Origin of the sequence: Paraburkholderia sp. JHI869, assembly GCF_038900775.1 — a bacterium.
GTDB lineage: Bacteria > Pseudomonadota > Gammaproteobacteria > Burkholderiales > Burkholderiaceae > Paraburkholderia.
The window spans coordinates 1-12131 of record NZ_JAYMSC010000066.1 but is presented as its reverse complement, the minus strand read 5'-3'; the positions used below and the strand labels follow the sequence as shown (position 1 = coordinate 12131).

Genomic DNA, 12131 nt, shown 5'->3' with positions numbered 1-12131 from the left:
TACACGCTTCCTTCAGACCCCGCCTCGCGACGACGCCCTTGCGTTTCACTAGCCCTTCGCCCCATCTGGCTGGGCAGGGGACTCTCACCCCCAAGCTGTTGCGCATGCTCGGCGCACAAAAAAAACCGGCCACGAGGCCGGTTTTCTGTGCCGCAACGGCGTTGCCGCCGTTTGTACGGATCAGATCGAGAACGTCGCGCCGTTCTGGCCGCTCGATTCGCGCAGCGCCTTCACCCACTGGTGCGCCGGCAGGCCGAGCTTGCTTTCGAGCAGGCGCGCGCGCTTTTCGAGCGCTTCATAGGTCACTTCGAGCGCCGGGCCCGAGAACGCCAGCGCCACGCGATTGCCCTCGTGCACTTCGGGCAGCGCGATCACGCGGCCTTCGAAGGCTTCGTTCAGGCGCTTCATGTTGCGCACGAAGCTCGGGTGGTCGCCGAACAGATTGATCGTCGCGACGCCCGCTTTGGTCAGGCAAGCGCGCACGGCGCGGTAGAACGCCACGCTGTCGAGCACGGGGCCACGCGCGGTCGCGTCGTACACGTCGATCTGCAGCGCGCCGATGGTGCCGTGATTGGCGCGGTCCTGCACGAAATCCCACGCGTCGAGTTCACGCACGGTGAGGCGTGCGTCGTCGTACGGCATCTCGAACATCGTGCGCGCGGCCACCACGACCGCCGGGTTCAGCTCGATCGCCTCGACCTTGGCGGGACGCAGATAGCGGTGCGCGAACTTGGTGAGCGCGGCGGCGCCCAGACCCAGTTGCACGATGCGCTCGGGCGTGGCGAGGAACAGCAGCCAGGCCATCATCTGCTGCGCGTATTCGAGTTCGATGTGCAGCGGCTTCGAAAGACGCATCGCGCCTTGCACCCACTCGGTGCCGAAGTGCAGATAGCGCACGCCGCTCTCTTCCGAGAAAGTGACCGGCGCGAAACGCGGCTTGCGCGGCGCTTCGATGACCGGGGCGTTGTCGAGGTCGTCGGCGGCTGCGGCAGCGGCGCGGCGCGGGCGCTTCGTGACCTTCGCGGTCTTGCTCGCGGTTTCGGTTGCGGTTTCGTTCGCGGTTTCGTTCGACGTCGCGTTGCCGGATTGCTTGAATGCGCGGGCCTCGGCGGAGGCGCGCTTGATGAGAGTCGTCATGGAGAAAATCGCTTGCTGTGGGGTCGCAGATGCAGGTGCATCGGCTCGGGCGACCGAGAGCATAGCATTCGCGGCACATCGGGCCTCATTTGGCAGGCACTTCGAGCGCCTGGCTCGTGCGCGGCGCGAGTCAATGACTATCGCTTGAACTCCCCTCGGCACCGTGGGCGCCATCGATTCCGGGCTGCCCCGGCTGCAACGCCAGCGGATTGACGCGCACAGGATGGAAATGCATGTCGATACGCGCGATGTGCAGCCCGGCCGGTACGGGTGGCAACGGAGCGGCGGCATCGATTGCGCGCTCGACGGCCTCGTCGTAGTCGTCGTTGCCGGTCGAACGCAGCAGCTTCACGGAGACGATGGAGCCATCGGACGCGGCGCGAATCGACACGATAGCCTCGGAGTCCGCAGGCACTTTCTTTTGATGGACGAGCATGTTGCCGCCCAGCTTGCAGCTCACATAGCGCTTCCATTGCCACGAACTCAAGGTCGCTTCCGTGGGCGGCGCGAAACCCGGCGTCGCGACGGCCGCCAGGCAGCGGTTCATGACCGTCTGTGGCGAGGCGCGCACGTGTGGCCCGACCTGCGATACGTCGTCCGAAGCGCAGGCGCCCAGCATGAGCGTGAGGGGGAAAAGGATCAGGGGCAGGCGTTTCTTGTTCATTATGGTCTCGTGTCCCAGCCGTACGGGCGCGCACCTCGGCGTGCGCTGGACCATGCTAACGCGGCTAATTTGCAGCGCGCTTACGCCTATGTGCGCCAGCGCTCATAGGCGCGTCGGGGTCGCCCACGAACGCGCCCAATGCGCTCCATCGCACGAACTACCACGCAGGACTGCTGGCGTGTAGCAGCATCGTCATGCACTACGCATATACACGTCAAACGTGCGCATTTCGCAGACTCAAGATTCGCAGTCCAGCGCCGATATTCCTCCAGGAGACCAAAACTGATCCGGCGCACAAGACCGCGAGTCTCCGTGGCAGCAGAGTTCCGCAATCACAAGGTAAAACAAAGATGCTCAACACCGTGCGAACCATCGGCGTGATCACGCCGCTCCTATTTCTGACCGGATGTGCTGTGGTCGCTCCGCCGTATTCCCCCGACGTCGACAATATCCAGTCGCTCAAGAACGTGACCGCAGCGCATGCGAAAGTCGGCGCATTCGATTCCCACGCGGACGTGAAAAATCCGTATCCGGTTCCCTTGCGTGCAAATAGCTTGAAGTCGCCGGTCGGCAATTCATTCGGCGCCTATCTTGCCGATGCAATGACGAAGGAATTGCAGATGGCCGGCAAGCTTTCTCCGGAGAGCGATGTCGAGATCAAGGCAACGCTACTGGAAAACGACATCGACGTCGGCGTTGCAACCGGCGCTGCGCGACTGTCGGCACGCTTCATCGTGATGCGATCGGGCAGCGTGCGTTATGACCAGGTGAAATCCGCGCACACGCAATGGGATTCGGCGTTCGCGGCGATGATCGCGGTACCGAAGGCGCGCGAAGAATATCCGCTCGCAGTGCAGAAGTTGCTCGGCGAACTCTACGCCGACCCTGCATTCATTCAGGCAATCCAATAACTCAACCGGCCATACAACGGGGAACGAACATCATGACAATGATTCGATTGATCGCGGCGGCAAGCGTAGTCGCCGCACTTTCAGGCTGTGCGCACGAAATTTCGCTGACCGGCGACGCAAGCAAGATTCCGACGCTCTCGACGCAACCGCTCGACAAGTCCGTGGGTCTCGTCATTACGGACGACGAATTGTCGAAGGAAGTGATCACGCCCGGCGGCGGCGGCGACAAGGTGAGCTATCACCCGTACCACGACCTGGAACTGCCGATGTACGTCGGCCTCGGCCACGTGTTCAAGAACGTGACCAAACTCAAGAGCGCACCGGACGCAGCAACGATCCAGGCCAAGCATCTCGACTACGTGATTACGCCGACGATCCAGACGACATCCTCGTCCCCCAGCCTCCTCACATGGCCGCCCACGGACTTCTCGGTCACGCTCGCCTGCACCGTGACGGACCCGAGCGGCCAGACTGTGACCACTGCGGACGTGACGGGTACCGGCCACGCGGAGTTTAGTGAATTCAAGCACAACCTCGGCCTGTCCGGGCAGCTTGCAACGGCCGATGCCGTGTCGAAGCTGCAGTCGGCGCTGGCCAAGGCGCCCGAGCTGCAAAAGTAGGCTCACGCACGGCGCAGTCGAGATACTGCCGATCAACCGAAAGCCCCGCGTCTGCGGGGTTTGAGGACGCCAGTACGAGCGCCCCGCTTGTCGTCAAAGCAGGCCGCCTGCATCCACTGCCTATGCTCCCTCGACGCCTTTCAATCCGACTGCCGCAGCATTCGCCAAACGGCCAGCTTTTCTGCATAGGGAACGGAAGCATGGGCCGGACTGCTTGATGGCAAAGAGAGAAGTCGAAATTGATCTCCGCGCTTACCAAGCGCCTTTACCCCTATCCTGGCTGCCGTTGCGCCATTGAAGGCAATGGTGGCCAGATTCGGCAACGTATCGATGAGAGCGATGAGGTCGTTACTGGCATGGTCCCGTATGCGGCTATCGAGGCTTCCGATGCGACGCGCCTGGGCGACGACATCCCATAGGCCAAAGCAATTTTCGAGCAACGTCTCGAGACGGGCCGCATAGTCCATATCGACGAGATCACGTTCGATCACCTCGCCCACCAGATGCCAGAACTTGTTCTGCTTGTGCGCGTAGTACTGCTGATGCGCAAGCGACGCCTCGCCAGGCAAGCTGCCGAGGATGAGCACGCGCGTGCGTGCATCGACGACGGGATCGAAGCAGCGCTTGAAAGTCATGGCGACGGATGCAGAACGCTCAACGCGACGCGTGATGCGCGCGCGACGCGGTGTGATCGAGCCGGCCGCGTTCGCGTCCGAGATGCACGCCGGTTTCGTGGGTGAGCGGACCGCTTGCAAGGCGCGACCACAGCGCGGGCAGCATGCATTCGGTCACGAGCAGCGGCGCACCTGCACGCTCGAATACCGAACGGCGCGCGATGAACGCATGCGGCGCATGCTTAGGCTCGACCATGATCTCGCGCGCCGCGAGTGCGTAGAGCGGATGCCGTGCGCTCACGCGTCGGCTCACGAGCGCGGAGCGCGCCACGCCGCTGTCGCTATAGAGCAGTTCCGCGAGCGGCCGCGTGCGCAAACGGCGCATGGCCTGCCACACGCCTTGACTCGCGGCGAGCGGCGTCACGCTGTGCGCGGCGACGAACGGCACGCCATCGACTTCGAGCACGATCTCGCGCACCCACGCTCGCTCGCGCGGCATGAGGCCGAGCGCCGCGCATTCGTCGGACCAGGGCATATCGACGGCTTCGCGCGTCACCCGCACGACGACGCGGCCGAGCGTGCGCAAATGCGCCGTGAGCGAACCGCCGCGCGTGAGCCAGTCCTTCTGGTCGGCGCTCAAGGCGGGCAAGGGCGTGACGCGCCAGTGCGCGTTAGCAGCATCGAATCGAAGAGGCATGGCGCGCATTATAGGCCGCAAGGATTTCAGTTCGCTGTGAGCGGGGCGGACAAGGTATGCGGGGCTGTGTCTATCGCGCGATAAATTCGCACCTTGTCGTACGCCGCCTCAGCCGGCACTGCGCCCGATGCCGAGGAACGCGTCGCCAGCGAGCACATCGCCTGGGCCGACATCATCGTTGTGATAGAGCGATCGCACAAGGTCAAGCTTGCGAAGCAGTTCGGTTCGAAGCTCAATGGCAAGAGGATCGTCTGCCTCGACATTCCCGACAAGTACACGTTCATGCAGCCCGAACTAATCGCTTTGCTAGAGCAACGAGCCTCGCAATTTCTCAGGCCGTAAGCACCAGGCAATCCGCGAACGCAGGAGCGAGGCAGCTTCGCGGAATGCCTGGGAAAGAGACAACTGCCGGACCCGATACGGCCACTGAGACTGGCGTGACCTCATTGACAATCTCCAGGGGGAAGCGGTCATTTGTGCGGTTGAGCGAGGACCATTTCCGGGAAGTGTTTCAACAGCCTGCTGAAGTAGGCATCAACGCTCACCGAAGGTTTGGATCGTAAATTTGACGATGTCCTCGCCTGCCTTCGTAACCGCATCGTCGAATGATCCGCCGAAGAAGCCACTGCCAATCCTTCCTTCGACCTCGGTCTTGGCCAGTTCGGTATCGCTCGCATCGAGATAGCGAACCATGACGACGAGTGAACCTTCCCCAGCGTTGCCAATACCGCCCCACAACCAACGTTGGAACTGGCTCCCGGGATTGTCAGAGACAATTATGTAGACGATTCGCAAGTCATTACCACGCGTAAAGGCGCCGTTCTCATAAAGACCTTTTTCGACTACTGATCGGAATTTCTCGATCACTTCAGGCGGGACCGACACCGTAGGTTCACTTTCCACGAGGGCGACCCCTGAAAATCGGGCATGAGGCTTAGGCGGCTCCAGTACCAGGGTTCTCGCCGTTCCGCACGCCTCAAGGAGCAATACGAGTCCGACGACAATTGTGTGTTTCATTGACTGTTCTCCTTTGCGATAGAACCTGTGCCCTGCGGCGAATCACTGTTGCGGCGAGAGTCCACGGCCAGGAGCCACGAAAGGGGCGTGAATCGCGCGTCAGCACTCGTCGGCTCCGTGTCGACCCATCCGCTCCAGCCGGTTTCACGAGGCGACGTACGATGTCGATTAGCGAAAATCAAAAGGACTACTTATGACAAAAGGTCGGTTCCGCCCTAAACGCGAGGTAACGAGCCGGGAACGACGACATCGGTCATTTGCGGCCAGCAGAACGTGCGGACAAACCGATGTTGCCGGCCGAATGGGTCCAATGAATTGGATCTTCCTGCATCAGCTGCCCACTTTCTGAGGCAGTTGGAATTTTCCGGGCGCGCCCGGTTGCTGAAAAAGAACGGTTGCAATGTCACCGTCGGCCACGGCGATATCTGGTTTCCCGTCGCCATTCAGATCGGCGATCGCTACGGACAGCGGCTGCTGCACGCCTGCGTAGTTTCCGGCAGGCAGAAACGCTCCCGGCCGGGTGGGATCCTGCAGGAGAACCGACACACTACCCGTGGTGCCGGCGTGTCCTGCGTTGGCGACCACGAGGTCGGGTTTGCCATCGCCGTCGAGGTCCCCGATCGCAACATCCTGTGAACGGGCACCTGTTGCATAGTTGGCGGCTGCGAGGAAGCTGCCAGGATGCGTCGGATCCTGAAGCAGCACGGACACACTCGCAGTATCGGGATTAGACGGTGTACCCTCGTTCGCGACGATGACATCGAGCCGGTTATCGCCGTTCACGTCTGCCAGCTTGAGTGCGATGGGCTGCGCGCCTGCCGCGTATTCCGTTGGAGGCAGAAAGTTGCCTGGGTGGGCTGGATCCTGCAGGAGCACCGCGACATCGCCGTTGCCGTTGTTGTCCTCCGTCGTCACGACGAGGTCCTGCAGGCCATCCCCATTGACGTCACCCATAGCAACAGCGGACGTCAATTTTCCAACCGCCACCGGGACAGGCGGGAGGAATGACACCGGTGCGCCCACTTTACTTTGAATGAGGACTGCCAGGCTGGTAGTGGCCGTGGCCACAACGATGTCGGGCCGGCCGTCGCCATTCAGGTCGCCGACCGCAATGCCGTTGGGATTTCCGCCCACCGGCACGATAACGCCCGGCAGGAAGGTTCCGGGATTGGCGTGGTCTTGAATGAAAACAGAAATACTGCCCGCGCTGTAATTGGAGACCACCAGATCGAGTCGGCCGTCGCCATCGAGATCCGCGGCGACGACGATCGAGGGATCCGTTCCCGTGGCGTAGTGCACGCCAGGCGCGAATGTGCCCGGCGCCGAGGGGCGCTGGAGGACCACCGCAACAAAGCCGGAGTGGGGCGGCGCGGAACTGACGAAGGTCGTTGCAACGGCAAGGTCCGCCAACCCGTCCTGATTGAAGTCGCCGGCAACAATGGAGGATGGCAGATTGAAGGGGCTGGGTCCCGCAGATCCACCTCCGCCTCCGCCGCCGCCACACGACTGGAGCAACAGGAGCGAGGCGAGTCCGATGCATGCACGCAGTTTCGGTCGCATGTCCGTCCCCTTCGCATCGCTTGCCGCACGCTTTCAATTATAGGAACGGAATTTGCGCAGACCTAGTTCAACCGACGGGACGGTGGCGAAAAGTCCCGGTCCGCCGGCAGGTTAAGTAACGTGGTCAGTGTGAGTGGAGCGGTCGCCGGATACCTGGAGCGGGGCTGACAGCTTCGAGTCTTCAATCTGGCTGCGTACTGAAGGCGAGCGGCCGTTCGAATGTCCGCACGCACGTGCGTACGAGCGGCAGAAACTGGCCGACAGCGGCCAGAATTGCCCATCCTCAACTGAAATTCGCGAAGCGCCAAAGAAAAACCCCTTGCGGCGGGAAGCCGCAAGGGGTTTCGGTCCTGCAAAGCCGCAGCGCTTTAGCCAGCCCGCGCAATCAGCAACGCATTCGTACGCTTCACAAAGCTCGCCGGATCTTCCAGCGAACCGCCTTCCGCCAGCAGCGCCTGATCGAACAGCAGATTGCACCAGTCGCCAAAGTCCGCGCTATCGGTGCGCAGCGCCTTCACGAGCGGATGCTCCGGGTTCACTTCGAGAATCGGATGCATTTCCGGCGCCTGCTGCCCCGCCGCCTTCAGCATGCGCTGCAGATAGCCGCTCATGTCGCCTTCGTCGGCCACGAGGCACGAGGGCGAATCGGTCAGGCGGAACGTGAGGCGCACGTCCTTGGCCTTGTCCTTGAGCGCTTCCTTCATGTGCTCGACGAGCGGCTTCAGTTCCTCGCTCACCTTTTCCTGCTGCTGCTTTTCTTCGTCGTTGAGCGCGCCGAGGTCGAGGTCGCCGCGCGCCACGCTCGCGAGCGGCTTGCCGTCGAACTCGTTCAGGAACGACAGCATCCACTCATCGACGCGGTCCGTGAGGAGCAGCACTTCCACGCCCTTCTTGCGGAACACTTCGAGGTGCGGACTATTCTTCGCGGCCTGCCACGTGTCGGCAGTAACGTAATAGATCTTCGTCTGCTCGGGCTTCATGCGCGCAACGTAGTCGGCAAGCGAAACGGTCTGCTCGTTCGTGTCGTTGTGCGTGGATGCAAAGCGCGCGAGCTTCGCCACGCGCTCGCGGTTGGCGTGATCCTCGCCAATGCCTTCCTTGAGCACCTGGCCGAACTCGGTCCAGAACGTCGTGTACTTCGCCTTGTCCGCTTCGCTTGCTTCGGCGTCCGTAACAGCGTTCGCCATCTCTTCGAGCATCGAGAGCACGCGCTTGGTTACGCCGTCGCGAATCGCCTTCACGTCGCGGCTTTCCTGGAGGATTTCGCGCGAGACGTTCAGCGGCAGATCGCTCGAATCGACCACGCCCTTCACAAAGCGCAAGTAGTTCGGCAGCAGTTGCTCGGCGTCGTCCATGATGAACACACGCTTCACGTACAGCTTCAGGCCGCTCTTGTGGTCGCGGTTCCACATATCGAACGGCGCATGCGACGGCACGTAAAGCAGTTGCGTATATTCGCTGCGGCCTTCTACGCGGTTATGCGTCCACGCGAGCGGATTCTGATGATCGTGCGCGAGGTGCTGATAGAACTGCTGATACTGCTCGTCGGTAATGTCGCTCTTCGAACGCGTCCACAGCGCGCTCGCCTGGTTGATGGTCTCGTACTCGTCCTTCGTGACCATCTCGCTCTTTTCGGCGTCCCATTCTTCCTTCTTCATCTCGATGGGCAGGCCGACGTGATCCGAGTATTTCTGGATGATCGACTTGATCTTCCATGCGGAAAGCAGCTCTTCTTCACCTTCGCGCAGATGCAGCGTGATCGTCGTGCCACGCGGCGCACGCTCGATCGTCTCGACGGCGAACTCGCCCTCGCCCGCGCTCGTCCAGCGCACGCCTTCGGCAGCCGGCAGGCCCGCGCGGCGGCTTTCCACCGTGATCTTGTCGGCGACGATAAAGCCGGAGTAGAAGCCCACGCCGAACTGGCCGATCAGCGCCGCGTCCTTCTGCTGGTCGCCGGAGAGCTTGCCGAAGAATTCCTTGGTGCCCGAGCGCGCGATCGTACCGAGGTTCGACACGGCTTCGTCATGGCTCATGCCGATGCCGTTGTCGTCGATCGTGATGGTGCGCGCTTCCTTGTCGAAACTCACGCGGATGCGCAGGTTCGGATCGTTTTCATACAGCGCGCTGTTTGCGATCGCCTCGAAGCGCAGCTTGTCCGCCGCGTCCGATGCGTTCGAGATCAGCTCGCGCAGGAAGATTTCCTTGTTGCTGTACAGCGAATGGATCATCAGATGCAGAAGCTGTTTCACTTCTGCCTGGAAGCTCATGGTTTCTTGTGCCATGGTCGGGAGTCCTCTTTCGTTGCAGTTCTAGTCTGACAAATTTGTGGCCGCGAGTTCGAGGCAAAATCGCACCGCGGCGCGCCGTCCGCCCACTTGGGGACAGACGATGCCGTTTTCAAGAGCCGCCGCCCGCGAATTCAAGCCTGCGCGCCCCCGCCGCCGCGCCGGGCCACGCCGTCGAGATAGTCGGCGAGGAACGCGGGCAGCGCCGGGTCGCCGCAGTTGGCGATGTTGAAGCGCATCCACGTGGTGGGCGACTGGTGCGGCGAGAAGAGGCTCCCAGGCGTGAGCAGAAAGCCCGCTTCGTGGCCTGCCGCGGTGAGCGCGTCCGCGTCGACGCCCGTGTCAGTCCACAGGAACATGCCGGCGCCCGGTGCCGCGAAGAGCCGGCAGCCGGTGCGCTCCAGCATGCGCGCGGCCTTGTCGCGCACGCCATCGAGCCGCCCGCGCAGGCGCTCCACGTGACGCCGGTAATGGCCCTCGGTGAGCACGCGGTAAAGCACACGCTCGTTGAGTTCCGGGCTCGTCATGCCGACCAGCATTTTCTGGTCCGCCACGGCCTGGGTCACGTCGAGCGCGCTCGCGATATAGCCCACGCGCAAGTTCGGCGCGAGCGTCTTCGAAAAGCTGCCGAGGTAGATCACGCGGCGCAACTGGTCGAGGCTCGCGAGACGCGTGGCCGGATAGCCCGCCGGACACAGATCGCCGTAGATATCGTCCTCGACGACGATGAAGTCGTACTGTTCGGCAAGCCGCAGAATGCGGAATGCCTGCGCAGCCGTGAGCGAAGTGCCGGTGGGATTTTGCAGCACCGAATTGATGACGAGCATCTTGGGCCGCCAGGTCTCGACCAGCGCTTCGAGCGCGTCGAGGTCCGGCCCATCGGGCGTGTACGGCATGCCGACGAGCCGCGCGCCCTGCGACGCGAAGCGCCCGAACATCTGGAACCACGCAGGGTCGCCCACGATCACCGTGTCGCCGGGCTGCACGTAAATGCGCGCAAGCAGGTCGATCGCCTGGGTGATGCCCGAAACCAGCACGATCTGGTCGGGCGTCGCGCCGATCTCGAGTTCCGCCATGCGCGTCTGGAGTTGCTGGCGCAGCGGCAGGAAGCCTTGCGGCGAGCCGAAGCCGAGCAGTTGCGTGCCGCTCTGGCGGCCGAGCGAGCGCATCGCGCCGGTCAGCAGTTCGCCGTCGAGCCAGCGCGCGGGCAGGTAGCCCAGACCCGGCCCTTTTTCGGGCCGCGTAGACGTGTGGAGCATGTTGCGCAGCAGCCAGACCACGTCGATGGTGGACGGCGCCGGCGCGGCGGCTGTCATTGCGCCTTCCGCGCGCGCGGGAGCGCCTGCCGTCCCAGGCGCGCGTTCGCCGCCCGCCACGAGCGCCAGCCGCTCGCGCACGTAGAAACCGGAGCCGCGCCGCGAGTCGAGGTAGCCCTGCGCGACCAGACGCTCGTACGCCTCGACCACGGTGAAGCGCGACACGCCCTTGTCGAGCGCAAGCTTGCGGATGGACGGCATGCGCATGCCGGGGCGAAACACGCGCTCCTCGATGCGGCGGCGGCCCCACTGCACGAGCTGGTCGACGAGCGTGAGCGTGGCCGCGTCATGCGGGGCGGGAATCTGGTCTAGCGGTACGGAGGACATGCGAACTCCCTGAACTCGAACTGTACAGAGCACTATCGGGCCGATTGTACCGTTACTGTCCGCAGCCATACCGGTACATTTGATCGCATGCGTACCGGTAAGGATTCGGTAGAGGCGTCTGCACACTGTTCAGGCGCACGCTCCTGCCCGCCTCCTTCCGGCCCCTGGAAACTTCTGGCTCCTCTCGCTCCCACATGAACGCCTCGCCGCTTCGCCTCGATCACCTTGTCGTTGCCGCGCGCACGCTGGAAGAAGGCGTGCAGTACGTGAGCGACGCGCTCGGCGTCGCGCCCGCGGGCGGCGGCGCTCACCCGCTCATGCGTACCCACAACCGTCTGCTCGGGCTGTGGGGCGGCGCGTATCTGGAGGTCATCGCCGTCGACCCGGCGGCGAAAAGTGTCGCGAACGCCCGCGCACGCCTCTTCGCGCTCGACGATCCCGCCGTGCAGGCGCGCATCGAACAAGGTCCGTACCTGTCGCACTGGGTCGCCCGCGTCGATCCGCCGAAAAACCTCGCGCGCTGGCGCGAGCAGTATCCGCAGCGCATTCCCGAACTCGTGCCGATGACGCGCGGCGACTTCTCCTGGCAGCTCACGGTGCCGCAGGACGGCGCCTTCCCGGCCTGGCAAGGCGCGGGCGACGGCATTCTGCCCTCGCTGATCCAGTGGGACACCGCGCATCACCCGTCGCAGGTGCTGGCCGATACCGGCATCGCGCTCACGTCTCTCACCGGCTTTCACCCACAGGCGCAAGCGGCGCGCGAGCAGCTTCAGTGGCTTGGCGCGGCGCACCTGATCGCCGTGGAAGAAGCCCTCTCGCCCGCGCTCGTCGCGCAGTTCGAAACCCCGTCCGGTCCGCGCACGCTCGGCGCGCCGGCACGCTGATCCGTCGAGCGCAAAGTCCCGCATGAAAGCACGCGAAACCCAAGGCATGCTGCTCGGTCTCATCGGCGTCATGATCTTCAGCCTGACGCTGCCGATGAC

General features: G+C 63.2%; 12 protein-coding genes. 4 read left to right on the top strand and 8 right to left on the bottom strand.

The window, feature by feature from the left end; translation table 11 throughout:
* Positions 1 to 180: 180 nt before the first annotated feature.
* Both VSR72_RS43550 and VSR72_RS43545 read right to left on the bottom strand, forming a co-directional pair.
* Entirely contained in the window at positions 181 to 1137 is a 957-nt protein-coding gene (locus tag VSR72_RS43550; RefSeq protein ID WP_342958348.1) for a spermidine synthase, read from the bottom strand.
* Positions 1138 to 1267: 130 nt separating this feature from the next.
* Positions 1268 to 1801, bottom strand: a complete 534-nt coding sequence (locus VSR72_RS43545; RefSeq protein WP_342958347.1) for a TonB family protein — start codon at positions 1799 to 1801, stop codon at positions 1268 to 1270.
* A gap of 194 nt (positions 1802 to 1995) precedes the next feature.
* Between VSR72_RS43545 and VSR72_RS43540 the strand changes: the two genes are divergently transcribed.
* Positions 1996 to 2712, top strand: a complete 717-nt coding sequence (locus VSR72_RS43540) for a hypothetical protein (RefSeq protein WP_342958346.1) — start codon at positions 1996 to 1998, stop codon at positions 2710 to 2712.
* Between the two features lie 32 nt (positions 2713 to 2744).
* The gene (locus VSR72_RS43535; RefSeq protein WP_342958345.1) at positions 2745 to 3332 is read left to right on the top strand and encodes a hypothetical protein; all 588 of its coding nucleotides are present in this window, start codon (positions 2745 to 2747) and stop codon (positions 3330 to 3332) included.
* A gap of 140 nt (positions 3333 to 3472) precedes the next feature.
* Here VSR72_RS43535 and VSR72_RS43530 read toward each other — a convergent pair whose 3' ends face one another.
* Together VSR72_RS43530 and VSR72_RS43525 are read right to left on the bottom strand one after the other, a co-directional pair.
* Positions 3473 to 3967, bottom strand: a complete 495-nt coding sequence (locus tag VSR72_RS43530; RefSeq protein WP_342958344.1) for a DNA-deoxyinosine glycosylase — start codon at positions 3965 to 3967, stop codon at positions 3473 to 3475.
* A 19-nt stretch (positions 3968 to 3986) separates the two neighbouring features.
* The gene (locus tag VSR72_RS43525; protein WP_342958343.1) at positions 3987 to 4643 is read right to left on the bottom strand and encodes a chorismate lyase; all 657 of its coding nucleotides are present in this window, start codon (positions 4641 to 4643) and stop codon (positions 3987 to 3989) included.
* Positions 4644 to 4736: 93 nt separating this feature from the next.
* Between VSR72_RS43525 and VSR72_RS43520 the strand changes: the two genes are divergently transcribed.
* Positions 4737 to 4985 (top strand): phosphotyrosine protein phosphatase, encoded by a 249-nt coding sequence (locus VSR72_RS43520; RefSeq protein ID WP_342958342.1) that lies wholly within the window; start codon positions 4737 to 4739, stop codon positions 4983 to 4985.
* Positions 4986 to 5177: 192 nt separating this feature from the next.
* Here the strand turns inward: VSR72_RS43520 and VSR72_RS43515 are convergent, their stop codons facing one another.
* From VSR72_RS43515 to VSR72_RS43500, 4 genes are all read right to left on the bottom strand, one after another.
* Complete coding sequence (locus VSR72_RS43515) at positions 5178 to 5660, bottom strand: hypothetical protein (protein ID WP_342958341.1); 483 nt, start codon at positions 5658 to 5660, stop codon at positions 5178 to 5180.
* Between the two features lie 330 nt (positions 5661 to 5990).
* Positions 5991 to 7220 carry a VCBS repeat-containing protein gene (locus VSR72_RS43510; RefSeq protein WP_342958340.1) on the bottom strand — a complete coding sequence of 410 codons (1230 nt, stop codon included), beginning with the start codon at positions 7218 to 7220 and terminating at the stop codon, positions 5991 to 5993.
* Between the two features lie 368 nt (positions 7221 to 7588).
* Positions 7589 to 9502 (bottom strand): molecular chaperone HtpG, encoded by a 1914-nt coding sequence (gene htpG / locus VSR72_RS43505; RefSeq protein WP_342958339.1) that lies wholly within the window; start codon positions 9500 to 9502, stop codon positions 7589 to 7591.
* Positions 9503 to 9639: 137 nt separating this feature from the next.
* A complete protein-coding gene (locus VSR72_RS43500; RefSeq protein WP_342958338.1) occupies positions 9640 to 11148 on the bottom strand; it encodes a PLP-dependent aminotransferase family protein in 1509 nt (502 codons plus the stop codon).
* Between the two features lie 194 nt (positions 11149 to 11342).
* Here VSR72_RS43500 and VSR72_RS43495 point away from each other — a divergent pair, with 194 nt between their 5' ends.
* Complete coding sequence (locus tag VSR72_RS43495) at positions 11343 to 12032, top strand: VOC family protein (RefSeq protein ID WP_342958337.1); 690 nt, start codon at positions 11343 to 11345, stop codon at positions 12030 to 12032.
* Positions 12033 to 12131: the final 99 nt, after the last annotated feature.

Bases quoted from the DNA above. Each gene is read 5' to 3' on its own strand.
- VSR72_RS43500 (WP_342958338.1), bottom strand. From the start codon at position 11,148: ATGTCCTCCGTACCGCTAGACCAGATTCCCGCCCCGCATGACGCGGCC.
- VSR72_RS43540 (WP_342958346.1), top strand. From the start codon at position 1,996: ATGCACTACGCATATACACGTCAAACGTGCGCATTTCGCAGACTCAAG.
- VSR72_RS43525 (WP_342958343.1), bottom strand. From the start codon at position 4,643: ATGCCTCTTCGATTCGATGCTGCTAACGCGCACTGGCGCGTCACGCCC.
- VSR72_RS43530 (WP_342958344.1), bottom strand. From the start codon at position 3,967: ATGACTTTCAAGCGCTGCTTCGATCCCGTCGTCGATGCACGCACGCGC.
- VSR72_RS43535 (WP_342958345.1), top strand. From the start codon at position 2,745: ATGACAATGATTCGATTGATCGCGGCGGCAAGCGTAGTCGCCGCACTT.
- VSR72_RS43545 (WP_342958347.1), bottom strand. From the start codon at position 1,801: ATGAACAAGAAACGCCTGCCCCTGATCCTTTTCCCCCTCACGCTCATG.
- VSR72_RS43515 (WP_342958341.1), bottom strand. From the start codon at position 5,660: ATGAAACACACAATTGTCGTCGGACTCGTATTGCTCCTTGAGGCGTGC.
- VSR72_RS43510 (WP_342958340.1), bottom strand. From the start codon at position 7,220: ATGCGACCGAAACTGCGTGCATGCATCGGACTCGCCTCGCTCCTGTTG.
- VSR72_RS43550 (WP_342958348.1), bottom strand. From the start codon at position 1,137: ATGACGACTCTCATCAAGCGCGCCTCCGCCGAGGCCCGCGCATTCAAG.
- VSR72_RS43495 (WP_342958337.1), top strand. From the start codon at position 11,343: ATGAACGCCTCGCCGCTTCGCCTCGATCACCTTGTCGTTGCCGCGCGC.
- htpG (WP_342958339.1), bottom strand. From the start codon at position 9,502: ATGGCACAAGAAACCATGAGCTTCCAGGCAGAAGTGAAACAGCTTCTG.